Origin of the sequence: Lentzea sokolovensis, from assembly GCF_033949975.1 — a bacterium.
GTDB lineage: Bacteria > Actinomycetota > Actinomycetes > Mycobacteriales > Pseudonocardiaceae > Lentzea > Lentzea sokolovensis.
The window spans coordinates 481,332-506,332 of the sequence record NZ_JAXAVU010000013.1; the positions used below are offsets into that span (position 1 = coordinate 481,332).

Here is a 25,001-nt window from a genome sequence, read left to right on the forward strand (position 1 = left end):
GCAGTGTCAGAGTGTCCACGCTTGTCATGATCGGCGCACATTGTGTTCCACTGGAGCGCATGGGGATGTCGCGGCGAGCTGTCCTTCTCGGTGGTGCTGGCCTGGTCGGAGCGGCCGGGACGTGCGGAGCGCTGACCCCGCGCGGCCGCCGTCTGCTCGGCTGGACAGGCCCCGCCGGCGTGGTCCCCGACGTAGCCCCTGTACCCGTTCAGCCCACGCCGTGGGGCGCGTGGATGGGAGCGACCGGCCCGGTGGTGCTCGTGCTGCACGGCCGCGGCGGCAGCGTCGGGTGGTGGCAGGACCTGGGACTGCCGAAGTTCCTCAACGGGTGCGCGTTCCGGTGCGCGGTGGTCAACGGCGGCGAGGACTACTGGGTGAACCTCACGCCGCCGGTGCCGTTCGACGCCGCGCTGGGCGTGTCGATGGGCGGGTTCGGGGTGCTCGACATCGCGTCCCGGCAGCCGCTGAAGGCCGTGGCGGCCGTCAGTCCGGCCCTCTTCCCGTCGTGGGAGGACGCCCAGCGGATCGACGGGTTCGCGTCGCGCGAGGTGTGGGAGGCGCACGAACCGTTGCGGCACAGGGAGAGGATCAAGTCACCGGTCGGCGTGTGGTGCGGGCGGGAAGATCCGTTCCACGATCCCGCGCTGGAGCTCGCCGAGGCGGTCGGTGCGCAGGGATCGTTCGAACACGGCGAGCACGACGTGGGCTACTGGCGCCGGGTGCTGCCGGAGGCGTTGCGGTTCATCGGGGATCGGCTGTGAGCATGCGCGCGAGCACGTCCAATTCGAGCGCGGCTTTCCGTGCGTCCTCATGCCTGCCGTTGCGGATGAACGCGGGCACGAGGCCCCCCAGCGCGTAGTACATCAACGGCACGTCGTTGCTGAACCGCACGACCGCCCAGGCGTCGTAGAGGTTCCGCAACGCCCGTTCGTCGTCCCCGGCCAGCAGGCAGGAGTGTCCGAGCCGCACCTTCAGGATCGCGGCGGACCCGGACTGGCCGAGGTTGAGCGCCGCGTCCACGGCCAGCTGGTCGGTCAGCAGCAGGTCGTCCAGGTGGCCGCGCTGGAAGAGGTAGTCGTGCAGCGCCTCGGCGATCGCGCCGCCGCGGGGGAGGTGACGCAGCAGCATCGCGGACAGCACGGAGGCGACGAGCGTCGGCCGGTGCCGGTCGAACCAGTGCAGCGCCTCGGCCCGCTTGGGCGTGCGCAGGGCCTCGTTCATCCGCGTCGCCCGTTCGGCGAAGTGCGTGAAGAACCGCGTCACCGCCCGCTCGCGCGTGGCCTTCTCCTCGTCTTGGCTCACGCAGTCGGCCGCGAACTGGCGCACCAGGTCGTGGAAGCGGTCGCCGGGTTCGAGCAGGTGTGCGGTCCTCAGCTCCCGCAACACCTTGCGCGCCTTGGCTTCCGCGCACCCGGCCAGTTGCGCGGCGCCCTCCGTCGTCACCTCGTGGGACGGGTGCAGCGCGGACAGCCGGAACACCCGGCGCTGCTCCTCGGTGAGCGCGCGGTAGGACAACGCGAAAGCGGCGCGCACGGACCGTTCGTCGCCGTCGTCGAGCAGGTCGAGTTCGACCTCGCGCAGTTCCGCGACCCAGTCGTGGCCGGGGTCGGTGTGTCTGAGAGCGGCCATGATCCTGAGTGCGAGCGGCAGCCGTCCGCACAGTTCGGCGAGCTCGGCGTCCCCCACGAGCGCGGTCGCCTCCTGCTCGGACAGCAGGCCCAGTTCGAGGTGGTGGGCGTCGTCCAGGCCGACGAGCCGGTGCCTGCTGGTCACGATCGTGCGGTGGCGGTTGGGCAGCAACGGCCGCACGTGATGCGCGGACCTGGCGTTGTCGATCACGATCAGCATGGGGTCGCGGTCGGCGACGAGCGTGCGGAACAACGCGGCCCGCGCCACCTCCGTCCGAGGGATCTCCCGCACCCCCAGCGAGGTCAGGAACTCCTCCAACGCCTGCGCCGGCGCCACCCGGCGTTCGTCGTCGTAGTCCTGGAGGTCGACGAAGAGCTTGCCACCGGGGAACTTCTCGGCGTAGCGCAGCACGAGTTCGGTCTTGCCGACACCCGCGAGGCCCGACACCACGGTCAGGCCGGCCACGTCCAGCTCGGCGAGTTCCCGCTCGCGGCCGACGAAGGACCTGCTGGCGTGCCGCAGACCGTCGAGTGCTGGGAGCGGTGGCTCAGGAGACGAGACGTTCACGGTACCCACGGTGTTCGCCTGCACCACGTTCCCGTGGTTCTGCCCGACCTCGTTGGTCACCGCTGGGATTGTGCCACTTTGAGGCGCACCACGGCCGTGCCCGCTTTGCGGTCGTGCCAGGTCCGCGTGCCACGGAGATCAAGCGCCTCCACGGCGGACAGCACGAGCAGCACGAACCCGCCGACCAGCAGCAACGACGCGAGCCAGCCCGGCGACCTCACAGCGACGTGCTCGCCGATGACGACCCACGGCTGCTGCCAGCCGAGGCCCGCCATCAGCGCCGGCTCCCGCCAGCCCAGACCGGTCAGCACGAGCACCGCGCCCGCGCCGGGCAGCGCGGTCGTGATGAGCGTGCGCGTCAGTGCACGTCGCAGGTTCAGGCCGGACGCGGGGCCCACGACCCGCAGCCCCGTGAGGACTTTGCCGAGGGTGTTCAGGCGGAGCAGCAGAGCGTCGTACAGCGCCGCGCAGAGCACCACCAGCACGGGCTCGTGGACCAACGGCCACACCACGACCAGCACCAGGAGCCAGTCGAGCAGACGGGCGATCAGCCGACGAACGAGCATGATTCACGCTAAGCGGCAGAAGTCCGTCATAAGTGGTCAGTTCATGGCCACTTAGCGCACGAACTCCGCGGTCCAGCGGGCCTCGTCGCGACCCACGTCCAGCGCGGTGAGACCGTCCGTCTGGAACGCCATGATCTCGGACGGCGTCAACGGCCACGGCGGACCGTCCGCGACCGATCCTTCCTCGCGGGCCACGGCCAGGACCAGCAGTTTCGAGCCGGTGAGCCACGCGACCCGTTCGATGGCCTGGGCGTGCGCGTCGACGGGCAGCGCCTGCACCGTCATGTTCTCCACGACGAGATCGAACGCGTGGTGCCACTCTGCGGGCGGGTTCAGCAGGTCGGCGACCACGTACGAGACGGTGGACTCCGGATGGCGCGCCTGCACGGCCGCCACGGCGGTGGGGGAGATGTCGAAGGCGGTCACCTCGAACCCCAGCGAGGCCAGGAACTCCGAGTCGCGGCCGTAGCCACAGCCCACGACCAGCGCGCGCCGGCCCGTGCCGTCGACGCCGTCGGCCCACTTGACGAGGTGCGGTTGCGGGTGGGGGACGTCCCACGGGACGGAGGCCGTGCCGGCTTCGGCCTCCGCGTAGAGATCTTCGAACCACCCGGTCGGGTTGGCGGCCTGCAGACGTCGGTCATCGGGAAGCATGACCAACTTCTACCGAACTCACCGTGCGGCGCGCGCCTGAGTTACGTACTCCACCAGACCGTCGTCGGCGGGCCAGCCGATCTGCGTGCTGATCGACGCCTTGTTCTCGGTCCACGACTTCTGCGCCGCGGCCTGGACCGCCGGGTCGCCGCCGGTGAACCGGGCGCCGAGCTCGTCCCACTGCCGCGCCAGCTCGACGACGCGCGGGTCGGACGGTGGCGTGCCGTCGGCCATGTGCTGACGCAGCTGCCGCACCAGCTCCAGCCAGGACGCCTTCAGCGCCTCCACGGCCTCCGGGCCCATCGCCGCCGCGCGCGACCTCATGTCGCCCAGCTGGTCGGCGGTGAAGTAGCTCTCGTACACGGACATCATCTCCAAAGTGGACAGAAGGGACTCGGTGGTGTGCCCGTCGAGCAGCGCGGTGAGCCGCGACCGCAGTGCCTCCACCTGCCGCGCCTGAGCGTTCAGCGCGGCGAGCTGGGCCTCGAAGAGAGGTCGCAGCGAGTCCGAACGGGACAGTGCCGATCGGACTTCCTCCAGCGAAAGACCGAGCTGGCGCAGCGATCTCACCTGATAGAGGCGGCGGACGTCGTCCGGTGTGTACCGACGGTGACCGGATGCCGTGCGCTCGGAAGCGACGACCAGTCCGATCTCGTCGTAGTGGTGCAGCGAGCGGACTGTCAGTCCGCTCGCTCTGGCCAGGTCACCGACGCTCCAACGGGTCACACGAAGGACCGTAGGACCTCCCGCCGCGTGAGGTTCAAACCCTCACCACCCGATCGAGCGGGTTAATTCTCGAACCAAATGCGCCGATGAAATCGAAGATCGGTCCCCAAACCAGATTGAGGAAAACTGTGTCTCGTTCCGGACTGTTCCGTGCCGCCGCCCTGCTCGCCGCCAGCGCCGCCCCGCTCCTCGCGGGTTCGGCCAGCGCCGCCGAGCTGCCCCAGCTGGGCGCCGGTGTCCCCGAGGTCGGCGCGGACAAGCTGATCTCCGACGCCCAGCAGCACGCGAACCCGCTCGAGTCGGCCTCCGCTGTCCAGCTCCCGCACGTCGGCGCGCCTGTCGCCAGCGACCTGCCGGTGCCCGCGCTGCCCGCCGTCCCGGCCGCGCAGGAGCGCACCGTGCCGAACCCGGTCGCCGCCGAGCTGGGCACCCTGCCGTCGCTGCCGAACGCCGAGGCCCTCGCGGGCAACGCGCACGTCGGTGACCTGAAGGCGCCGGCGCTGTCGGACCTGCCGACCAACAACGTCGTGCCGAACCCGACCGTTCTCTCGGGCACCTTCCCGACGATCAACGGCTGAGTTCACACGTCGAAAATGGGCCCGTGCGCGCTCACGGGCCCATTTCGTGTACCAACAGGGCGACGTAGAGCGAGAGCACGGACTCCGGGTCCTCCAGCGAGACGCCGAGAACCTGCTCGATCCGCCCCAGCTGCTGGTAGTAGGCCGTGCGGGACAGGTGCGCCGCCGCGGCCGCCGCCGACTTGTTGCCGCCGTTCTCGCACAGGCACCGCAGCAGCTCGACCAGCCGGGAGCCCTGCGCCGAGTCCCGCGCCAGCAACGGCCCGAGCTCGCGGTCCGCGAACGCCCGCACCCGTTCGTCCTCGCGCAGCAGGTGCAGCAACCCGCGCAGCCGGACGTCGTCAAGCCGGTGGTACAGCTGGGATCCCGGCGCCCGCAGCGCCGCCCCTGCCACGTGCACGGCCTCGCCGAGCGACCTGCGAACGTCCGTTGTGGACGTCACCGTCGTGCCCACCGCGATCACGACGGCCGACGCCGCCGTCCGGTGGATCTCGCGCGCGACCTTGCGCAGAACACCTTCCACACCAACGGTCACCGGCACCGACAGCAGCGCGCGCACCGACGTGTCGTCCACGACGCCGACCAGTGCCGCGACCGTCACGCGCCTGGCCGCCAGCGCCGTCGCCTCGGCGAGATCACGCAGGACCTCCTGCGTGGCAAGCGTTTGCCCCTGCAGAACGGACACCGGCCGGACCGCCACGCCGATCAGCTGGCGTCGTTCCAGCGGCACGCCCAGCGCCGCCGCCCGCGCGCCCAGATCCGGCGACTGCGGTGACTGACCGAGCAGCTGGGCGAGCAGCGTCCGGTGCGTCTGCCGTTCCAGCGACTCCCGATCGCGCGCCACGAGCCGATGCACGGCCAACGCCGACGCGGCGCGTTCAGCTACCACGACGTGCCGGTGCGGTGGTGGCTCCGGCGAGACCATCACGAGCCGGCCCCAGTCGGCGCCGCGTGCCCCGACGATGGTGATCAACCAGCCGGACGCGGTGTCGTAGGCGGTCCGTTCGGTGACCGTGACGGCCCGCGAACGCGCCGCCCAGTCGTCCAGCAGCGTCACGGGATCGTGCCCGGCCGCGTCGTAGGCGAGCACGTCGTGGCCGAGCGTCTCCAGCACGACCGCCAGTCCGGACGTCCTGGCCACCTCGCGCAGCACCTCGGAGGGTTCGGCGCCCGCGACCGTCAGCGCCGTGAACGTCTCGTGCACCTGTTCCGCGGCCCGCAGTTCGGCCAGCTGGGCGTCCACGATCAACCCGACGACGGCCTCGGTCACGGCCACGTACTTGGTCTCCTCGGTGAGCGTGACCAGCGGTAGCCCGTGCCGTTCGGCCGCCGTGACCAGCGCGCCGGGCACGTCGTCGCGCCACCGCCTGCCCAGCTCGACGATCAGGCCCGCGCAGCCGACGGCGGCCAGTTCCTCGATGTAGCGGGCCAGGCCGGACTCGGGCAGCATCACGCCGGTCGTGAGCACCAGTTCGCCGCCTCGCAGCAGCGGCGCGATGTCTGCGATCTCCGCCACATGGACCCATCGGACACGTCTGCCGAGTCCGGCCGATCCGGCCACCAAACGGGGCTTTCCCTGCCGGATCACCGGCAGAGCGACGACTTCGGAGACCGTCGGGTACATGGACACAACGTAATGCCAACCAGTCGATCCGGGTACATGTTGTGCATGGCGGCGCACCCGGCGCGCCAGCAGACTCCGAGGCAGGCGTCGGACCCCTTGGAGGACGAGATGGCTCACAAGGAGCTGCTGGCACGACACCGCGCGGTGATGCCGAAGTGGCTGGCCCTCTACTACGACGAGCCCATCGAGATCGCGAGCGCCTCCGGGCGCCGGGTGACCGACCGCGAGGGCACCACCTACCTGGACTTCTTCGCGGGCATCCTGACCAACGCCATCGGCTACGACGTCGCCGAGATCAGCGACGCGATCCGCTCCCAGCTCGACACGGGCGTGCTGCACAGCTCGACGCTGTACCTGATCCGCTCGCAGGTCGAGCTCGCGGAGAAGATCGCCGAGCTCTCCGGCATCCCGGACGCCAAGGTGTTCTTCACGAACTCCGGCACCGAGGCCAACGAGACCGCGCTGATGCTCGCCACCCAGGCGCGTCGCAGCGAGCAGGTGCTGGCGCTGCGCAACAGCTACCACGGCCGTGCGTTCGCCACGATCGCCATCACGGGCAACCGCGGCTGGTCCGCGTCCGCGCTGTCGCCGATCAAGGTCAGCTGGGTGCACGGCGGCTACCGCTACCGTTCGCCGTTCAAGTCCTTCTCCGACGCCGACTACGTCAAGGCGTGCGTCGACGACCTGCGCGAGATCATCGAGACCACGACGTCCGGCGACGTCGCGTGCATGATCGCCGAGCCGATCCAGGGCGTCGGCGGCTTCACGTCCCCGCCCGACGGCCTGTTCCGCGCGTTCAAGGACGTGCTGGACGAGTACGGGATCCTGTTCATCTCCGACGAGGTGCAGACCGGCTGGGGTCGCACCGGCGAGCACTTCTGGGGCATCCAGGCGCACGACGTGGTGCCGGACGCGATGACGTTCGCCAAGGGCCTGGGCAACGGCCTCGCGATCGGCGGCGTCGTCGCGCGCGGCGACCTGATGGACACCATCAACGCGAACTCGATCTCGACGTTCGGTGGCAACCCGGTCTCCACGGCCGGTGCTTTGGCCACCCTCAACTATCTGTTGGACCACGACCTGCAGGCCAACGCGGCCAAGCTCGGCTCGCGGCTGCTGAGCGGACTTCGTGAGCTGGCGGAGAAGCACCCGGTGATCGGGGACGTGCGCGGCAAGGGCCTGATGGTCGGTGTCGAGTTCGTCGGTCCCGAGGGCGAACCGAACGGCGCCGCCGCCGGTGTGGTGCTGGCGGAGGCGAAGGCGCGCGGGTTGCTCGTCGGCAAGGGCGGTCTGTACGGCAACGTGATCCGGCTGGCCCCGCCGATGACGCTGACCGAGGACGAACTGGAAGAGGCTCTCGGGATTCTGGCGCAGGCGGTGGAGATCGCGTGATCAACGCCCAGAAGTGGATCAAACACCGTATCAACGGCAAGCCCTGGGACGACGCTCCTGATCGGCTCGGCGACGTCTACGACCCGACGACCGGCAAGGTGGCCTCCCAGGTCGCCTTCGCTTCGGTGTCCGAAGTGGACGCGGCGGTCTCGGCTGCCGCGGAAGCGTTTGCGTCGTGGCGGAACGCGTCCTTGGCGCAGCGCTCGACGGTGATGTTCAAGTTCCGCGAACTGCTCAACGACCGCAAGGGCGACCTCGCGAAGATCGTGTCCGCCGAGCACGGCAAGGTCGTGTCCGACGCGGGCGGCGAGATCCAGCGCGCGCTGGAGTCGGTCGAGTACGCGTGCGGAATCCCGCAGCTTCTGAAGGGCGGCTTCAGCGAGAACGCGTCGACCCGCGTCGACGTCTACTCGATCCAGCAGCCCGTCGGCGTGGTCGGCGTGATCTCGCCGTTCAACTTCCCCGCCATGGTCCCGCTGTGGTTCGTGCCGACCGCGATCGCGTGCGGCAACACCGTGGTCCTGAAACCGTCCGAAAAGGACCCTTCTTCCTCCAATTTCATCGCCGAGTTGTTCGCCGAAGCCGGGCTGCCGGACGGTGTGCTGAACGTCGTGCACGGCGACAAGGTGGCCGTTGATCGGCTCCTCGAACACCCGACCGTGAAGGCGATCTCGTTCGTCGGCTCCACCCCGATCGCCCGCTACGTCTACGAAACCGGCACCTCGCACGGCAAGCGCGTGCAGGCCTTGGGCGGCGCCAAGAACCACATGGTCGTACTACCTGACGCCGACCTCGACCTGGCCGCGGACGCCGCCGTGTCCGCGGGCTTCGGCTCGGCGGGCGAACGGTGCATGGCGATCTCGGTCGTGGTCGCCGTGGGCGAGGTCGGCGACGCGCTGGTCTCCAAGATCCAGTCGCGGATCGCCGACGTGAAGGTCGGCGCCGGCTCGTCGTGCGAGATGGGCCCGCTGGTCACCGGCGTGCACCGGGACAAGGTCACGTCCTATCTGGAGGCGGGTGTCACTGCCGGTGCTTCGCTGGTGGTCGACGGCCGAGACCACCCGATCGACGGCGAGGCAGGCGGCTTCTGGCTCGGCCCGACGCTGTTCGACCACGTCGGCACGGACATGACGATCTACACCGACGAGATCTTCGGCCCGGTGCTCTCGGTCGTCCGCTGCGACACCTATGAAGAAGCCGTCGAGATGGTGAACAGCAACCGCTACGGCAACGGCACCGCCATCTTCACCAACGACGGAGGCGCGGCCCGCCGGTTCCAGAACGAGATCGAGGTGGGCATGGTCGGCGTGAACGTGCCGATCCCCGTACCGGTCGCCTACTACTCGTTCGGCGGCTGGAAGGAATCGCTGTTCGGCGACTCCCACGCGTACGGCCCGCACGGCGTGCACTTCTTCACCCGCTCGAAGGTCGTCACTTCGCGCTGGCTCGACCCGTCGCACGGTGGCGTGAATCTGGGCTTCCCCCAGAACACCTAGCCGTACCGGCAGGACTTTGCCGGCGAATCGAGCGATTGCCGCGTGCGGGCGCGATGTGATCTTGATGAGGGGAGCTTTCATAAACCTCAGGTTCATGAAAGCTCCCCTCATCAAGATCCACGCCGGGTGAACCGGGCGCCCGCGACAAGCGCCCATGCACCGCCAGGATTCGCCAACAGAGCCCTTGCAGACGCTCGGCTACTTGGCCGCGCGTGCCGCCAACGCCTCCGGCAGCGGGTCGTAACGGGAGAAGCGGCGCGTGAACGTGCCGGTCCCCGACGTCAGGGACCGCAGTTCCACCGCGTACCGCAGCAGCTCCGACGACGGCACCTCGGCGCGGATCAGCGTGCGTCCGCCCTCGTCCGACTCGGTCCCGAGCACCCGCCCGCGCCGGCCGGACAGGTCGCCCAGCACGGTGCCCAGGTGTTCGTCGGGCAGGCGGATCGCGACCTCGTCCATCGGTTCCAGCCGTTGCGTGCGCGCTGCGGCCGCGGCCTCCTTCAGAGCCAGCGCGCCCGCGGTCTGGAACGCGGCGTCCGACGAGTCGACCGAATGTGCTTTGCCGTCAACGAGAGTCACCCGTACGTCGACGACAGGGGTGCCGTCGTGCAGGCCTCGTTCCAGCTGTGCGCGCACGCCCTTCTCGACGGACGGGATGAACTGGTGGGGGACCGAGCCGCCGACGACCTTGTCCACGAACTCGAAGCCGGCGCCGCGGGGGAGTGGTTCCACGAGGATGTCGCACACCGCGTACTGGCCGTGGCCTCCCGACTGCTTCACGTGCCGGCCGTGGCCTTTCCCCGAGCCCGCAAAGGTTTCGCGGAACGGCACGCGCACCGGTTCGGTGTCGATCTCCGCCCCGCCGGCGCGCAGGCGGGCCAGCACGACGTCTGCGTGGGCCTCGCCCATGCACCACAGGACCATCTGGTGCGTCTCGGCGTTGCGGTCCAGGCGCAGGGTCGGGTCGCTCGCGACCAGGCGGCCGAGGTTGCGGGCCAGGTTGTCCTCGTCGCTGCGTGTGCGGGGCACGACGGCGATGGGCAGCAACGGTTCTGGCATGTCCCACGGCGCCATCAGCAGGGGTTGTTCGGGGGCGGAGACGGTGTCGCCGGTTTCGGCGGTGGTCAGCTTCGTGAGCGCGCACAGGTCGCCGGCGACGCAGTAGGGGACCTCGCGCAGCGTCGAGCCCAGCGGCGAGTAGATGTGGGCGACGCGTTCGTCGGCGTCGTGGTCCTCGTGGCCGCGGTCGGCCATGCCGTGGCCGGAGACGTGCACGGGGCGTTCGGGGCGAAGGGTGCCGGAGAAGACACGGACCAACGACACGCGGCCGACGTAGGAGTCCACTGCGGTGCGGACCACCTCGGCGACGAGTGGCCCGTCCGGGTCGGCGGCCATGCGAGGTTGCGGGATGCCGTCCACCGACGTCACGTCCGGAACGTCGTGCTCCAGCGGTGACGGGAACGCGCGCGCGATGCCGTCCAACAGCTCCACGAGACCCATGCCGGTTGCGGCGCACACGGGCATCACGGGGTGGAACGAGCCGTGCGAGACGGCGGTCTCCAGGTCGGCGATGAGCGTGTCCTGGTCGATCTCCTCGCCTTCGAGGTAGCGCTCCATGAGGGTCTCGTCCTCGCTCTCGGCGATGATTCCCTCGATCAACGCCGCGCGTTCGTCCGGGTAGTTCGCCCCGGACGTCAGCAGCCCGACCAGTGCGTCGCCCTCCGGCATGTACAGCGGCACAACGCCCGCGCCGAACGCCGCCTGGCACGCGATGACCTCGGCGCCGAAGTCCGCACGGTGGTGGTCGGTGCGTGTGATGACGACGGCGCGTGGCATGCCTACGAGAGCGCACTCCTCCCACAACGAGATGGTGGCCGGGTCGACGCCCTCGAAGGCGTTGACAACAAAAAGGGCCGCGTCCGCGGCCCGTAGTCCTGCCCTGAGCTCACCCACGAAGTCGACGTATCCGGGGGTGTCGATCAGATTGATCTTGATGTCCCCGTGCTGGATCGGGGCGACCGCGAGGCCCACCGACCGTTGCTGCCGGACGGCGGCCGGGTCGTGGTCGCAGACCGTGGTGCCCTCGGTGACCGATCCCGCGCGGGTCAGGACACCGGTGGCGGCGAGCAGGGCCTCGGTGAGCGTCGTCTTGCCGGCGCCGGACGGGCCCACGAGCACGACGTTGCGGACTTTGGCCGGGTCGTCTACAGCGACCGCGCCTGCCGATGTGCCGTTGTCGGAGTTCTTGCTTCCCATGGCGACCTCCGTCAAGTCGTAGTGTTCGATCTCACACCCGTTCACAGGTCGTTACAACCCCGGAGACCCGACTGGTCGCCCACCGGCACGCGAACACAATTCACAACCAGCCGCGTGACACGTGTCACGACCTGCGGTTGATCGGAAAGTGGCCTTCTGGTTCGGGGCTCCAGTGGCTTGGGCGAGGAGGCCACGTCAGACGTAGGGTGAGTTCACCAAGACTTCCCCTCGTGAAAGGTTGCCCAGGTGAGCACTGATCAGGTCACGGGTACCGCCCGCGTCAAGCGCGGCATGGCCGAGATGCTCAAGGGCGGCGTGATCATGGACGTGGTCGACGCCACCCAGGCGAAGATCGCGGAGGACGCGGGCGCCGTCGCCGTCATGGCGCTGGAGCGCGTCCCGGCCGACATCCGCTCCCAGGGCGGCGTCGCGCGCATGAGCGACCCCGACCTGATCGACGGGATCATCAACGCCGTCTCGATCCCGGTCATGGCGAAGGCCCGCATCGGCCACTTCGTCGAGGCCCAGGTCCTCGCGTCGCTCGGTGTCGACTACATCGACGAGTCCGAGGTGCTCACCCCGGCCGACTACGCGAACCACATCGACAAGTGGGCGTTCACCGTCCCCTTCGTCTGCGGTGCGACGAACCTGGGCGAGGCCCTGCGCCGCATCACCGAGGGCGCGGCCATGATCCGCTCCAAGGGCGAGGCCGGCACCGGTGACGTCTCGAACGCCACCACGCACATGCGCAAGATCCGTCAGGAGATCCGCCGCCTGCAGAACCTCCCCGAGGACGAGCTCTACGTGGCCGCCAAGGAGCTCCAGGCGCCGTACGAGCTGGTCAAGGAGATCGCGCAGAACGGCAAGCTCCCCGTCGTGCTGTTCACCGCGGGTGGCATCGCGACCCCGGCCGACGCCGCGATGATGATGCAGCTCGGCGCCGAGGGCGTGTTCGTCGGTTCCGGCATCTTCAAGTCCGGCAACCCGGCCCAGCGCGCCGAGGCCATCGTGAAGGCCACCACCTTCCACGACGACCCCGACGTCATCGCCAAGGTCTCGCGCGGCCTGGGTGAGGCCATGGTCGGCATCAACGTCGACGAGATCCCGGAGCCGCACCGCCTGGCCGAGCGCGGCTGGTAAGTCTCAGAAACCACAGAAGGGCGCGTCCCGCGGGACGCGCCCTTCTGCTGTCCTAGGACCCCGCCGTGAAGCAGTACGTGGTATTCGTTTCCTTGAAGGCCATCGCTTTCGACGACTCCGGGCCGCACGCCGCCTCGTCCGCGACGTTCGTGAGCACCCGCATCTTGGTCGCCCCGGCCGTGCCGCAGGCCACCCTCTTGTTCTCGGCGAGGTGCGAGGTGAAGTCGTAGCACTCGCCGTCGAAGAACACCGGGATCAGGCACAGGTGCTCGCTGAGGTCCTTGCGGCTGTCGTAGGTCGTGTACGAGTACGGGGCTTCGCCGCAGTCCCCGCTCCGGGAGCCCAGCACCCTGCTCACGGTGTAGTTGTGCAGCCTGCCGTCGCAGGAGACCTTCTCGTACCTCATGGCGGTCTCTGTGCCCGTCAGCTTCACGCAGTCGCCGACCGCCGTGCCGGGAGAGTCGTCCCCGCGGAGCAGCGACGCGCCCAAGACCAGCGCCACCAGCACCAGGCCACCGAGGCAGGCCGCGATCACCCTGCTGGCGCGGAAAGTCCTTCGTGGTGGAACGAACGCGGCCGGGTGACCGTGCGGCGGGAGTGCCGCGGCGGGTGGCGCCCACAGGTCGCGGGGCCCGTCAGGTGGAGTGGGTGGAGTCGTCATGGAATGCCCCCAGTGCGGCTCGGACGCGGATGTGATCGTCTGGCCGACGCGAGCAGTCCCCCCAGACTTCCGCCCATCCTAGAGGCGGTCAGGTCTTTCCCCGACCGCCTCTCGGGTGGCACCCGCCTCAGATCGAGAAGGTGTGGGTCAGGCAGTAGGTCGTCTTGATCTCCGGATAGGCCAGCGCCAGCGCGAGCCGCTCGTCCTGACCGCACGCCGCCTTGTCCGCGGTTCCGGTGATCACCTTGGCCTTGACGACCATGTAGCCGCCGCACGCCTTCTTCGGGAACTCCGACTTCAGCGACGCGAGGGTGAAGTCGTAGCACTCGCCGTCGACGAACACCGGGATCAGGCACACGTTCACGCTGGAACCCTTGGTGTACTTGACGTAGCCGTCCGGCGGCGTGCCGCACTCCTCGGTGGACGTCGCCGGCACCTTGGACACCGTGTAGTTGTGCTTGTTCTCGGCGCACGCGGTCTTCTCGAACTTCGGGTTGAACGACCCGCCCGCGAGCAGCACGCAGTCACCGACCTCCGCGAACGCCTTCGGCTTCGTGGTGGTGGTCGTCGTCGTGGTGGTCGTGACCGGCGTGGACGAGGCCGCGGCCGGTTTCTTGTCGTCCCGGTTCACCAGGAACACGGCGGCACTGAGCCCCAGCGCGATCACCACCAGCCCGGCGATGATCAGGAACGCCTTGCCCGACGACTTCCGCGGCGGTTCCGGAGCCGGATAGGACGGGTAGGGCTGGCCCGGATGCGGCTGACCGGCCTGGGGCTGACCTGGATACTGCTGACCCGGATACGCCTGGCCGGGGTACGCCTGACCCGGGAAAGGCTGGCCGGGGTACGCCTGGCCGGGATAGGCCTGATCGGGATACGGCTGGCCCGGGTTGGGCTGGCCGGCGTGGGGCTGACCCGGATACGGCTGGGCCGGGTACGCCTGGCCCGGTTGCGGGCCCGGTGCGGCCTGACCCGCGGGCGGAGTCGCCCACGGGTCGGCCGGGTCGTGGGGCTGGTTGGGCGGAGTGCTCACCAGGCGGACTGTAGAACTGGTCAGAACCCCGCACCCACCGAATCACCCGCTTGTGCCCACGGTCTCAGCGAGATCGGACAAAGCGGCCGGCAACGCCCCGTGGTGCAGCACGCCGAGCCGTTGCGTGGCACGGGTGAGCGCCACGTACAGCTCCGCCGCGCCGCGCGGCCCGTCCGCCATGATCCGTTCCGGCTCGACGACGAGCACCGAGTCGTACTCCAGGCCCTTGGTCTCCGAGGCGGGCACGGTGCCGGGCACGCCGGACGGACCGATCACCACGCTCGTTCCCTCGAGAACCGCCTCCTGCTTGACGAACTCCTCGATGACGCCGGGCAGCTCGTCCGGAGTCACCTGCCGCGACCACGGCTGAACACCGTTGGCGCGCACCGACTCCGGCGCGCGAACGTCCGGCGCGAACTCGGCGAGGACCCGTGCCGCGACGGCCATGATCTCCGCCGGCGTGCGGTAGTTGACCGTCAGCGACCGGTACTCCCAGCGCCCCGGCACGTACGCGTCGAGCATCTGGCCCCACGACGTGGCACCCGCCGCCGCACGACGCTGCGCCAGGTCGCCCACCACCGTGAAGGAACGGCCGGGGCAGCGGCGCATCAGCACCCGCCAGTCCATTTCGGACAGTTCCTGGGCCTCGTCCACCACCACGTGCCGGTAGGTCCAGCCGCGGTCCGCCAGCGCGCGTTCGGCGAGCGTGCGCTGGTCGTGGTCCTCGAAGCGCTCGGCCAGGTCCTCGGCGAACAGCATGTCCGAGGCGAAGAGGTGGTCCTCGTCGTCCATGTGGTCGAAGCGGCCGACCATGCTGTCGAGCACTTCGGCCGCGTACCGGGCCTCGGCCGCGCGGTCGGCGGAAGCGGCCTGGTCGTCGGCCTGCTCGCTGCCGTCCTTGCCCAGCATGTCGTGCAGCTCGTCGAGCAACGGCACGTCCGACACCGTCCACGCGGAACCGTCCGCGCGGTGCAGCGACGGGTCGGCGCCCGCCTCCGCCAGCAGTTCCGGCGACGAGTACAGCGCGCTCAGCAGCTCGAACGGCGTCATGATCGGCCACAGGGAGTCGAGCAGCGCGGCGAACGTGTCGTCGTCGGCGAGGTCCTTGACCAGACCTGTCCGCATCTCCTCCCAGGCCTGCTTGTCGGACCGGGACATCCAGCCCTTCCCGATCCGGCCGATCGCCCGTTCGGTCAGCACGTACGTGACGATCTCGCGGAACACCGCGCGGGCCTCGTTGTGCGGCAGGCCGCTGTCACGCGCCTCCTGCCGGGCCCACTCGGCGACGTCCGCGCCGATGTGGACGACCACGTCCTTCATGCCCATCGGGATCGGCTCCGCGGGAACGCGCTGCAGGGCCGCGACGGCCGCCTTCAGCACGTCCACCATCTTGCGCGAACCCTTGAGCCGCGCGACGTCCGGAGTGTCCTCGGCGGTCGCGAGCAGACCGGGCAGCAGGCTGCCGGTGGTCGAGAACACGACGTCCGACTCGCCCAGTGACGGCAGCACACGGCTGATGTGGTTGAGGAACGCCGGGTTGGGACCGACGACGAGCACGCCGTGCCGTTCCATGCGCTCTCGTTGCGTGTACATCAGGTATGCGACGCGGTGCAGCGCGACGACCGTCTTACCGGTACCGGGGCCGCCCTCGATCACCAGCACGCCGGGGTGGTCGAGCCGGATGATCGCGTCCTGTTCGGACTGGATGGTCGCCACGATGTCGCGCATGCCGTCGCCGCGCGGCGCGTTCAACGCCTCCAGCAGGGCCACGTCGCCCTGCTCCTCGCCGAGCTTGCCGAACACCTCGTCGGTGAACCCGGCGACCGCCCGGCGGCGGGTGAGGAACTGGCGGCGCCGGAGCATGCCCTCGGGGGTGGCCCCGGTGGCGGTGTAGAACGGCCGCGCCGCCGGTGCCCGCCAGTCGAGCAGCGCCGGTTCGAACTCGTTCTCCTCGTCGAACAGGCCGATCCTGCCGATGTAGGAGCGGTCGCCGTCGACGCTGTCCAGCCGGCCGAAGCACAGGCCGTAGTCGGCCACGTTCAGGCGCTTCATCTCGCGGTGCCGGGCGCGCACCTCGTTGTCACGGTCCATTGCGGTCTCGCCGGTGCCACCCAGCGCTGACAGGTAGGCGGCCTTCACTCGCGCGCGTTCGCCATCGAGCCGTGCGTAGAGACCGGCCACGTATTCACGCTCGGACTGCAGTTCTTCTTCGTAACCCACGTGCTCCCCACAGCGCCCTTGTTCTGCCTGAGGCGATGAGTGTGAACGATCCATGGGGCCTTGTGGCAAGGCCCCCTGTCTGCTATACGGTTGAGTGGGAAGAATCGCACCCCGAACGTGTGGAGCGCGTGTAGGTCCCGTGCAGTTCTCCTCCACGATGGCGGCGCCGATCTCGGGCCTGAACCGTGGCTGCGCACGCTCGTCCGCCAGCTGAGCTAGACGGTGTGCTCCATGACCATCATCGCGGTCGTGCCCGGTTCCAACGCCTTGCAGATGTGCGGCAGGTCGCCGGGATAGACGATGTAGTCGCCGGGCCCGAGTTCGATCGGGTCGTCGGCGAGACCTGCCAGGCAGCGGCCGGACGCCACGATCATGTGCTCGACGCTGCCCGGCACGTGCGGCAGCGACTCGCGGGCGCCACCGGGTTCGAGGGCCAGCCAGTAGATGTCGTGCTTGGTGCCCGGACGGCACGCGGCCAGCAGCGTCGCGGAGTAGTGCGCCTGTTCGGAGTGGATGACCGGGCCCTCGCCCGCGCGGATCACCTGCACGCGCGGCACGGCGGGTTCGACGAGGCGGCTGAACGGGACGCCCAGCGCGACGCCGAGCGCCCACAGGGTCTCCACGCTGGGGTTTCCCGCGCCGGACTCCAGCTGGGAGAGCGTCGACTTCGCGACGCCGGCCTTCTTCGCGACCTCGCTCAGCGACATGCCGGTGCGGTCGCGCTCGCGCCGGAGGTTGGCCGCGATGAGGTCGAGTGGTGCGTTCGACACAGAAGTCCATCCGTTCGTCTTGACGAACACCGATCCCAGGTGTTCATCTTAATGGGTGGTGCGTTCGATCTGGCGAACTCTTGATGCTGTGCTTCTGCGTGACGTGGCCGCAGTCGCGTTGGGTGCCGCGGTGACCGGTGCGAGCTTCGGCGCGATCTCGGTCGGCTCCGGCCTTCCGTGGTGGATGCCGGTGCTGATGTCGCTGGTGATCTTCGCGGGCGGTTCGCAGTTCATGGCCGTGGGTGTCGTCGCCGCAGGTGGCAGCCCTGCCGCCGCGGTGCTGGCCGGGCTCGTGCTCAACGCGCGGCACCTGCCGTTCGGCCTCGCGGTCGGGGACGTGCTGGGCAAGAGCCCGCTCGCTCGGATCGTCGGCAGTCACCTGCTGATCGACGAGTCGACGGCGTTCGCGATGGCGCAGAAGGATCCCGCGAGAGCGCGTGCGGCCTACTGGGCGTGTGGCGTGTCGCTGTTCTTCAGCTGGAACACGGGCGTGCTCATCGGTGCGCTCGTGGGGCAGGCGATCGGCGACCCGATGACGTTCGGGCTGGACGCGGCGTTCCCGGCGGCTCTGCTGGCGCTCACGTTGCCGGCGCTCAAAGACGCGGCGACGCGCAACGCGGCCCTGGTCGGCGCCGCGATAGCGCTCATGACCACGCCGTTCCTGCCCGCCGGTGTGCCCGTGCTGCTCGCGCTGGCCGGGCTGTTCGCGTTCCGCACGACGAAGAAGAAGGAGGAGCCGTGCCCGTCACCGCAGTCCTGATCCTGGCCGCCGGCACCTTCGCGATCCGCCTCGCCGGACCGTTGCTGCGCGACCGCGTCACGTTGCCGGAGAAGGTCCGCGAACTGATGTCCGCTTCGGCGACGGTTCTGCTGTTGGCGCTGGTAGCGGTCTCGGCGTTGACGAACGGCAGGCAGTTCGGCGGCTGGGCGCTCGCGGCGGGCGTCGCCGTCGGCGGGCTCGCGGCGTGGCGCAAGCTGCCGTTCGTGGCGGTCATCGTGCTCGCGGCGGCGACCACGGCGGGACTACGGCTCATCGGGGTGGCATAGCGCCAATGCTTCCGCGATAGGCGGCCAATGGCGGACAGGCCTCAGATGGACCCATGGGCGCGAAACCTGGACTGGTCGGGCGGGACCGGGAGACGACGCGGCTGGCGGAGGCACTCACCGCGGCTTCGGGCGGTGACGGGCACCTCGTGGTGGCCACCGGGGGACTGGGGGCCGGCAAGACGGCGCTGCTCACGACCGCGCGGGAGCTGGCCGCGCGGCACGGGTTCACGGTGCTGGCGGCGCGCGGCAGCTACCTGGAGCGCGACCTGCCGTTCGGGCTGGTCAGCCGCCTTTTCGTGTGCGTGCAGCCGGGGGACGACGTCCAGCACCAGCCGCGCATCGCGGCCGCGCTCGGGCAGTCCGACTCGCTGGCCGAACCAGGCCCGGTGACGTTGCCCGAACTGCACGTCCTGCATCGCGCGCTCGCCCGGATGGCCGCCGAGCGCCCCGTCGCCCTCGTCGTGGACGACGCGCAGTGGGCCGACCAGCCGTCGCTGCAGTGGCTGAGCACCCTGCCGCACCGCATCGAGCACCTGCCGATCTTCGCGCTGGCCGGGATCGGGGCGGGCGAGGTGTGCGCGGGGCCGCAGACCCTCGAGGAGCTGCTCGCCGCGTCGACCAGCGAGATCAGGCTGGACGAGCTGTCGTTCGCCGACTCGCGGGCGTTGGTCGAGAACGAGCTGGGGCCGCAGGACGACGACTTCATCGCGTTGTGCCGCGCTGAGGCGGGCGGCAATCCGTTGCTGCTGCTCAACCTCGTGCGCGCGTACACCGACCACGTCGTCGGACTCACCGCACCGGCGTTGCTGCCGACCGTCAACGTCCGCCTGCGCCGCCTCGCGCCGCACGCACCCGACGCATTGCACGCTTTGGCCGTGCTGGGCGGCGAAGTGACTTTGCCGCGAGTCGCCGAGTTGATCGGCATCGAACCGTGCGAACTGGCCGGGACGATCGCCGCGCTGCATCGGATGGGGTTGCTGTCGGCCGACGGCTCGTTGGTGCATCCGTTGGTGCGCAACACTTTGCGCGAAGAGCTGACCATCACCGAACGCCAGGACCTGCACGCAGCCGCAGCCCGGTTGCTGACCGAGACGGGCGCGTCGGCCGAGGCGGTGGCCGAGCACCTGGTCGAGACCCGGCCGCAGGGCGAGGAGTGGGCGACCGAGGTGCTCGTGTCGGCCGCTCAGCGGTCCCGGACGCGCAACCGGGTCGTGGACGCCGTCCGGTACCTCAGGCGCGCGATGGACGAGCCGGAGTCCGCCGGGTTGCTGGCGGAACTCGGCGAGGTCGAGTCCTATGTGGACGTCCCGGCGGCGGTGGACCACCTGGGAGAGGCCGATCCCGCGCACCCCGCGTTGCCGGGCCTGCTGGCGTTGCTGGGGGAGGAGCCACAGGTCGAGCCGGACGTCATCGGCGATCCCGACGTCCTGCCGTCGACGCCCTCGGAGTTCGAGCCCTACCTGCGGGCTGTTGGGTTCGTGCGGATGCGCGGCGAACTGACGGCCGCCTACGCGCGCGCGGACCGTGCGTTGACCGTGGCGCGTCGCTGGCAGCACCGGCCGTGCGTCGCGGCTGCCCTCACGGCGCGTTCTGCGTGCCTGCGGGATCTGGGACGGCTTGCGGGTGCCGAGTCCGACGCCCGTGAGGCGTTGGCGGTGCTGGAGAGCTGCGGCGCGGTTCGGGTGTCGACGCCGGTGTTCGCCGCCCTGGCCGAGCTTTCCTTGGCGCTGTTGGAGATGGGCGACGTCGAGATGGCGTCGGCCGTGTTCGAGGTGGTGCCCGGCGAGGTGCCGGACCTGTTCGGATCGCCTGCGTTGCTGGCCGCGCGGGGACGGGTGCGGATCGCGGCCGAGCGGCGCAAGGACGGCGTGCGCGACCTGCTGGACTGCGGCGAACGGCTGCATGTGCGCCGTTGCGACAGCACGTCGTGGCGGCTGCCCCTCGGAGGAGATCACCTTCTCGCCGAGGAACGCCTCGCACGCTCGATCGGCGCTGTGTTGCCGTTGGCGGCGTCGCTGCGAGCACAGGGCGTGCTTCTCGGCGTGGAAGGCATTGGGCTGCTTCAGGAATCGGTCGACCTGCTGGCCTCGTCCGGCGCCCTGCTGGAACGGGCGCGGAGCCACTTCGCACTGGGCCGCGCGTTGCACCTGGCCGGACGGGTGAAGCCGGCCCGCGCCGAGCTGCGCGTGGCCGTGGACCTGGCCGACGACTGCGGTGTCGAGGAACTGGCCGAGGAGATCCGGCAGGAGCTCGCCGCCGGGCCCGCGGGCCTCACCGAGTCCGAGCGGCGCGTGGCCGCTCTGGCTGCCGCGGGCAAGATGAACCGCGAGATCGCGGCCGTGCTGTTCGTGCAACTGCGGACCGTCGAGATCCACCTGACGAAGGTTTATCGCAAGCTCGGCATTGACGGCCGCGACCAGCTCGCACCCGCATTGAGGCTCGCCGGTTAATGCTTTCTGACGTGCGAGAAGAGCAGGTTCGTATGAACCTCTGTCACCTCTCGCCGGCTGGTGAACTTGTCGAGCACGAGTCGTTGCAGATGGCCGACGTCCGATACCGCGACGTGCACCAGGAAATCCTCCGGACCGGTCACGTGAGAGAGCGCGAGTGTTTCTGGAAGGCTCAGCACATAAGCCATGAACGGGTCGACGATCTCCTTGGTGTGCGGGCGGATCTTCACCGCGAGCATCGCCTGGACGTGCTGCCCGACGGCGCCCGGATCGATCTCGGCGTGGTAGCCGGTGATCACGCCGCGTTCCCTGAGAGCCCGGTGCCGGACCACCGCCGTGGACTGCGCGACGTTGACGCGTTCGGCCAGGTCCTTGTTCTGCAGCCGCGCGTCCTTCCGCAGCTCCCGCACGATGGCCTCGTCGATCGAATCCAGCACGGTCGTTCTCCGTTCCGCCGAATCGCCTGCGGTCTTCTGACCGTTCCGCCGAGGCAGTCTCCACCATTCGGGCCATGACGCGCATCGAGACCATCGCAGTGCACGGCGGCCGCGACGACCTCGCGGAGCTCGGCGTGCACGCGCCTCCCATCGACCTGTCCACCACCTACCCCGTGCCTGACCAGGCGCTCGGCGGGGAAGCGCTGGGTGAGTGGGCCACCGGCGCCGCGCGGGCGGCCTCGCCCGTCTACGCGCGGCTGCACAACCCGACGGTGGCCCGTTTCGAGCAGGCGCTCGCGGCTCTCGAGCACACCGAGACGTCCGTGGCGTTCGGCAGCGGCATGGCAGCGGTGACCGCCGTCGTCCAGGCCGCCTGCGTGATGGCGGGAAAACCGCACGTCGTAGCCGTGCGGCCGTTGTACGGCGGCACCGACCACCTGCTGTCGTCCGGTCTCCTGGGCGTCACGACCACGTACGTCGAAGCGGGCCTGGTGTCCTCCGCGATCCGGCCGGACACCGGGCTGATCGTGGTCGAGACCCCGGCCAACCCCAACCTCGACCTGGTCGACATCGAGCACGTCGTGCGCCAGTCGGGCGGCGTGCCGGTGATGGTCGACAACACCTTCGCGACCCCGGTCCTGCAGAACCCCTACCTGCACGGAGCCTCGTACGTGCTGCACTCCGGCACCAAGTACCTGGGCGGGCACGGCGACGTGCTCGGCGGCGTCGTGGCCTGCTCTGAGTCGCTCGCGGCGGCGTTGCGGCAGGTCAGGATCATCACGGGCGCGGTTCTGCACCCGTTGGGCGGCTACCTGCTGCACCGCGGGCTGGCCACGCTGCCGTTGCGCGTCGAGGCGGCGTCGCGTTCGGCCGCGGTGCTGGCGTCACGACTCGGCTCGCACGACGCCGTGGAGTTCGTGCGCTACCCGTCCACGTCACGGCAGATGCGCGGAACCGGCGCCATGATCGCGTTCGGAGTGCACGGCGACCCCGTCGAGGTCGTGCGTCGTCTTCGGCTCATCACGCCGGCGGTGTCGTTGGGTTCGGTCGACACTCTTATCGAGCATCCCTCGGCTTTGACCCATCGCCTGGTACCCGGCGAAGAACTGCGTGCTTCTGGCGTTCCGGACAATTTGCTGCGCATTTCCGTCGGACTTGAGCACGTCGACGACATTTGGGATGACCTAAACGCAGCGCTGTGTGACGTCGCTTACGTTAAGTCTTCCCCAGGTGATTACTTGGTGATGACCGCCACTCGCTAGGGTTCCCCGAATCAGCGCGTCGGGGCGCGGGAGGTTCCGACGCGAGCATTTTTCCGTTTCGGAAGGAACCTCCTCGTGAGTTCTGTGGAAACTGATGCGGACGGCTACACCAAGGCGCTGACCAAGCGTCAGGTGCAGATGATCGCAATCGGTGGCGCTATCGGCGTCGGCCTTTTCCTGGGTGCGGGCGGGCGCCTCGCCACAGCGGGGCCGTCGCTGATCCTCGCGTACGCGGTGTGCGGCCTCGCGGCGTTCTTCGTCATGCGCGCGCTGGGCGAACTCGTCCTCCATCGCCCCGTGTCCGGCAGCTTCGTCGAGTACGCCCGCGAGTTCATCGGCCCGTGGGCCGGCTTCACGTCGGGCTGGCTGTACTGGCTGAACTGGGCGATGACGGGCATCGCCGAGATCACCGCCGTCGCGATCTACATGCACAAGTGGTTCCCCGACCTGCCGCAGTGGATCACCGCACTGGTGGCCCTTGCCGTGCTGATCGCCATCAACATGTTGTCCGTCAAGCTCTTCGGTGAGCTGGAGTTCTGGTTCAGCGTCATCAAGGTGACCGCGATCGTGGTCTTCCTGGTGGTCGGCGTGGGCCTGGTCATCGGCAACGCGGACATCGGCGGCACCACGGCGTCGGTCTCGAACACCCTGGGCCACGGCGGCCTGTTCCCGGCAGGCTTCGGCATCGCCCTGATGACGTTGCAGGCAGTCGTGTTCGCGTACTCGGCCATCGAACTCGTGGGCATCGCCGCGGGCGAGACCAAGGACCCCGAGAAGATCATGCCGCGCGCCATCAACGGCGTCGTCTACCGCATCGCGATCTTCTACGTCGGCTCCGTGCTGCTGCTGACCATGTTGTTGCCGTGGGACCACTTCACCGGCACCGAATCCCCGTTCGTGACCGTGTTCTCGGCCCTGGGCATCCCGGCGGTCGGCGACATCATGAACGCCGTGGTGCTGACGGCGGCACTGTCCTCTTGCAACTCCGGTCTCTACTCGACCGGGCGGATCTTGCGTTCGCTGGCGCAGAAGGGCGAGGCGCCGGCCATCACCGGTCGGATGAACGCCCGGCACGTGCCGTACGGCGGCATCCTGTTCACCGGTGTCGCTTACCTGTTCGGTGTCGTTCTCAACTACATCGTGCCCAAGGAGGCGTTCGACATCGCGATCGCGGTGGCCTCGCTGGGTGTGGTGTCCACTTGGGCCACTCTGATCATCTGCCAGTTGCGGTTGCGCAAGAAGGCGTTGGCCGGCGAGATCCAGCGGCCGTCCTACCGAATGCCCGGCGCGCCCTACACCTCGTACGGGACGCTCGCGTTTCTCGCGCTGGTGATCGGGCAGATGGCCTTTGCCGGGACCGCCGAGAAGATCGCGTTCTGGTCGATTCCGGTGGTCGCTCTGATCTTGTTCCTCGGATGGCGCTTCGTGAAGTCGCGTCAGCCGGTGGAGCAGCGGGATCTCGTCACCATCGACTGACGTAGCCCGTTCAAGCCGCGAGCCGTCCCCTCACGAAGGGGGCGGCTCGCGGTGTTTCACGGGGCTGGTTCCGCTGTGTCGTGGCGGCATCGGGTGGCGATGGGCACGCGAGGGACACCGAGCGGCGTCGCTCGGCGTGTGCTGGTCAAGATCGACCAGGCGATGGCCGCGCATCACGAGGCAGCGGATCTTGCCGAACAGGCGCGTGATCTGCTGTCCGTCGCCGGTACGGCCAGGAACCGGTCAGCGCACACATGGGCGTTGGTTCGCCAACAGCGGTGACGAGGTCGCGGCGATCGTGAGCGGGCAGGACGACGCGTCGGCTCAGGCGTGGGAACTGTTGAAGGCGACTGATTTTCCGGAACCGGGTGCTTCTGTGACCGTGACGCACGTGGAAACGAAGGTCGCGGTGACGATGCGCCAGAAGGGCATCCGACATGCCACGGTGGTGCTGAACAGCCGGCCGTGCCGAGACCGCTCGTGGTCCCGGTGCTGTTGCCGGAGGGGTCCACGCTCGTAGTGCACGCGCCGAACTACCGCAAGACGTACACCGGAGGGATGCGGGCACCGTGGCAGCTCTAGAGGTCTGGTACGACCAGAAACCCGAGGATGACTTCAACCCCGGCGATCCCGCCATCATCATCCGCACACACGAGGAACTGGCCGTGCTGCTGGACCGGGTGAGCGAGCAGTCCGCACGGCAACCGTGCCCGTCGATCATCACCGTGTACGTGGCGGACGACCCCTATCGCTTCCCCTCTGTACGCGCGGGCGTTGGCGCCGAACAAGGCTACGTGCAGGTCAGCAGCCGGACCGGTCGCCGTGCGACGCTGGGTGACGACATCGTCGGTGACCGGGTCTACGACTTCCAGGGTCACGGCGAGGATGTGCCACTACGTCACGAAGTGCCGCTGACGGCGGTTCGGGCGGTGCTGGCGGCATATCTCGATCACGGCGGGCTGATTCCGGACGACTTCCCCGGGTTGCTCGAAGTCCACTGACGAGGGGTGCGCAGCG

General features: G+C 69.4%; 23 protein-coding genes and 1 pseudogene. 13 read left to right on the plus strand and 11 right to left on the minus strand.

Annotated features, from left to right (window positions below):
- Positions 1 to 59: 59 nt before the first annotated feature.
- Positions 60 to 761 (plus strand): hypothetical protein, encoded by a 702-nt coding sequence (locus tag SK854_RS33465; protein ID WP_319979122.1) that lies wholly within the window; start codon positions 60 to 62, stop codon positions 759 to 761.
- Here SK854_RS33465 and SK854_RS33470 read toward each other — a convergent pair.
- Genes SK854_RS33470 through SK854_RS33485 form a run of 4 tightly spaced genes read right to left on the minus strand, consistent with a single transcriptional unit; the run spans position 742 to position 4,142 of the window.
- The gene (locus tag SK854_RS33470) at positions 742 to 2,256 is read right to left on the minus strand and encodes an ATP-binding protein (RefSeq protein WP_319979123.1); all 1,515 of its coding nucleotides are present in this window, start codon (positions 2,254 to 2,256) and stop codon (positions 742 to 744) included. The genes SK854_RS33465 and SK854_RS33470 overlap by 20 nt on opposite strands.
- The gene (locus SK854_RS33475; RefSeq protein ID WP_319979124.1) at positions 2,253 to 2,762 is read right to left on the minus strand and encodes a hypothetical protein; all 510 of its coding nucleotides are present in this window, start codon (positions 2,760 to 2,762) and stop codon (positions 2,253 to 2,255) included. The genes SK854_RS33470 and SK854_RS33475 overlap by 4 nt, the downstream gene beginning before the upstream one ends.
- 51 nt (positions 2,763 to 2,813) lie before the next feature.
- Complete coding sequence (locus SK854_RS33480) at positions 2,814 to 3,416, minus strand: class I SAM-dependent methyltransferase (protein WP_319979125.1); 603 nt, start codon at positions 3,414 to 3,416, stop codon at positions 2,814 to 2,816.
- Between the two features lie 18 nt (positions 3,417 to 3,434).
- Entirely contained in the window at positions 3,435 to 4,142 is a 708-nt protein-coding gene (locus SK854_RS33485; protein ID WP_319979126.1) for a MerR family transcriptional regulator, read from the minus strand.
- Positions 4,143 to 4,270: 128 nt separating this feature from the next.
- On the opposite strand from SK854_RS33485, the gene SK854_RS33490 reads away from it, so the two are divergent.
- Entirely contained in the window at positions 4,271 to 4,720 is a 450-nt protein-coding gene (locus tag SK854_RS33490; protein WP_319979127.1) for a hypothetical protein, read from the plus strand.
- Positions 4,721 to 4,751: 31 nt separating this feature from the next.
- On the opposite strand, the gene SK854_RS33495 is transcribed toward SK854_RS33490, so the two are convergent.
- Positions 4,752 to 6,344: a PucR family transcriptional regulator gene (locus tag SK854_RS33495; RefSeq protein ID WP_319979128.1), complete on the minus strand. Its 1,593-nt coding sequence runs from the start codon at positions 6,342 to 6,344 to the stop codon at positions 4,752 to 4,754.
- 108 nt (positions 6,345 to 6,452) lie between these two features.
- Here SK854_RS33495 and SK854_RS33500 point away from each other — a divergent pair, with 108 nt between their 5' ends.
- Positions 6,453 to 7,736 (plus strand): aspartate aminotransferase family protein, encoded by a 1,284-nt coding sequence (locus tag SK854_RS33500; RefSeq protein ID WP_319979129.1) that lies wholly within the window; start codon positions 6,453 to 6,455, stop codon positions 7,734 to 7,736.
- Complete coding sequence (locus SK854_RS33505; protein ID WP_406601859.1) at positions 7,733 to 9,232, plus strand: CoA-acylating methylmalonate-semialdehyde dehydrogenase; 1,500 nt, start codon at positions 7,733 to 7,735, stop codon at positions 9,230 to 9,232. The genes SK854_RS33500 and SK854_RS33505 overlap by 4 nt, the downstream gene beginning before the upstream one ends.
- Before the next feature lie 198 nt (positions 9,233 to 9,430).
- Here the strand turns inward: SK854_RS33505 and SK854_RS33510 are convergent, their stop codons facing one another.
- Positions 9,431 to 11,488, minus strand: coding sequence for an elongation factor G-like protein EF-G2 (locus SK854_RS33510; RefSeq protein ID WP_319979130.1), 2,058 nt, complete (start codon positions 11,486 to 11,488; stop codon positions 9,431 to 9,433).
- 246 nt (positions 11,489 to 11,734) lie between these two features.
- Between SK854_RS33510 and pdxS the strand changes: the two genes are divergently transcribed.
- The gene (gene pdxS / locus SK854_RS33515) at positions 11,735 to 12,628 is read left to right on the plus strand and encodes a pyridoxal 5'-phosphate synthase lyase subunit PdxS (protein WP_090066984.1); all 894 of its coding nucleotides are present in this window, start codon (positions 11,735 to 11,737) and stop codon (positions 12,626 to 12,628) included.
- A 52-nt stretch (positions 12,629 to 12,680) separates the two neighbouring features.
- Here pdxS and SK854_RS33520 read toward each other — a convergent pair whose 3' ends face one another.
- The 4 genes from SK854_RS33520 to SK854_RS33535 form a co-directional block, all read right to left on the minus strand.
- Complete coding sequence (locus tag SK854_RS33520) at positions 12,681 to 13,289, minus strand: LppU/SCO3897 family protein (protein ID WP_319979131.1); 609 nt, start codon at positions 13,287 to 13,289, stop codon at positions 12,681 to 12,683.
- A 127-nt stretch (positions 13,290 to 13,416) separates the two neighbouring features.
- Positions 13,417 to 14,322 carry an LppU/SCO3897 family protein gene (locus SK854_RS33525; protein ID WP_319979132.1) on the minus strand — a complete coding sequence of 302 codons (906 nt, stop codon included), beginning with the start codon at positions 14,320 to 14,322 and terminating at the stop codon, positions 13,417 to 13,419.
- Between the two features lie 42 nt (positions 14,323 to 14,364).
- On the minus strand, positions 14,365 to 16,542 hold the full coding sequence (gene helR / locus SK854_RS33530) for an RNA polymerase recycling motor ATPase HelR (RefSeq protein WP_406601860.1): 2,178 nt from the start codon (positions 16,540 to 16,542) through the stop codon (positions 14,365 to 14,367).
- A 215-nt stretch (positions 16,543 to 16,757) separates the two neighbouring features.
- A complete protein-coding gene (locus SK854_RS33535; RefSeq protein WP_245822222.1) occupies positions 16,758 to 17,312 on the minus strand; it encodes a helix-turn-helix domain-containing protein in 555 nt (184 codons plus the stop codon).
- 58 nt (positions 17,313 to 17,370) lie between these two features.
- On the opposite strand from SK854_RS33535, the gene SK854_RS33540 reads away from it, so the two are divergent.
- The 3 genes from SK854_RS33540 to SK854_RS33550 are packed head-to-tail and all read left to right on the plus strand — an operon-like array spanning position 17,371 to position 20,809.
- The gene (locus tag SK854_RS33540; RefSeq protein ID WP_319979134.1) at positions 17,371 to 18,072 is read left to right on the plus strand and encodes an AzlC family ABC transporter permease; all 702 of its coding nucleotides are present in this window, start codon (positions 17,371 to 17,373) and stop codon (positions 18,070 to 18,072) included.
- Positions 18,051 to 18,359: an AzlD domain-containing protein gene (locus SK854_RS33545; protein WP_319979135.1), complete on the plus strand. Its 309-nt coding sequence runs from the start codon at positions 18,051 to 18,053 to the stop codon at positions 18,357 to 18,359. The genes SK854_RS33540 and SK854_RS33545 overlap by 22 nt, the downstream gene beginning before the upstream one ends.
- A 53-nt stretch (positions 18,360 to 18,412) precedes the next feature.
- Positions 18,413 to 20,809, plus strand: a complete 2,397-nt coding sequence (locus SK854_RS33550) for a helix-turn-helix transcriptional regulator (protein WP_319979136.1) — start codon at positions 18,413 to 18,415, stop codon at positions 20,807 to 20,809.
- Here the strand turns inward: SK854_RS33550 and SK854_RS33555 are convergent.
- The gene (locus SK854_RS33555) at positions 20,806 to 21,246 is read right to left on the minus strand and encodes an Lrp/AsnC family transcriptional regulator (protein ID WP_030478062.1); all 441 of its coding nucleotides are present in this window, start codon (positions 21,244 to 21,246) and stop codon (positions 20,806 to 20,808) included. The two genes, SK854_RS33550 and SK854_RS33555, sit on opposite strands and share 4 nt — an antisense overlap.
- Before the next feature lie 74 nt (positions 21,247 to 21,320).
- On the opposite strand from SK854_RS33555, the gene SK854_RS33560 reads away from it, so the two are divergent.
- The 5 genes and pseudogenes from SK854_RS33560 to SK854_RS33575 all read left to right on the plus strand — a co-directional run bounded on the left by SK854_RS33560 (position 21,321) and on the right by SK854_RS33575 (position 24,985).
- Complete coding sequence (locus tag SK854_RS33560) at positions 21,321 to 22,508, plus strand: trans-sulfuration enzyme family protein (protein ID WP_319979137.1); 1,188 nt, start codon at positions 21,321 to 21,323, stop codon at positions 22,506 to 22,508.
- 138 nt (positions 22,509 to 22,646) lie between these two features.
- Complete coding sequence (locus SK854_RS33565; RefSeq protein WP_319979262.1) at positions 22,647 to 23,984, plus strand: amino acid permease; 1,338 nt, start codon at positions 22,647 to 22,649, stop codon at positions 23,982 to 23,984.
- Between the two features lie 138 nt (positions 23,985 to 24,122).
- On the plus strand, positions 24,123 to 24,266 hold the full coding sequence (locus SK854_RS33570; protein ID WP_319979138.1) for a hypothetical protein: 144 nt from the start codon (positions 24,123 to 24,125) through the stop codon (positions 24,264 to 24,266).
- Between the two features lie 7 nt (positions 24,267 to 24,273).
- A pseudogene (locus SK854_RS48315) lies at positions 24,274 to 24,504 on the plus strand (DddA-like double-stranded DNA deaminase toxin); the annotation flags it as partial.
- Between the two features lie 49 nt (positions 24,505 to 24,553).
- Complete coding sequence (locus SK854_RS33575) at positions 24,554 to 24,985, plus strand: Imm1 family immunity protein (RefSeq protein ID WP_319979139.1); 432 nt, start codon at positions 24,554 to 24,556, stop codon at positions 24,983 to 24,985.
- Positions 24,986 to 25,001: the final 16 nt, after the last annotated feature.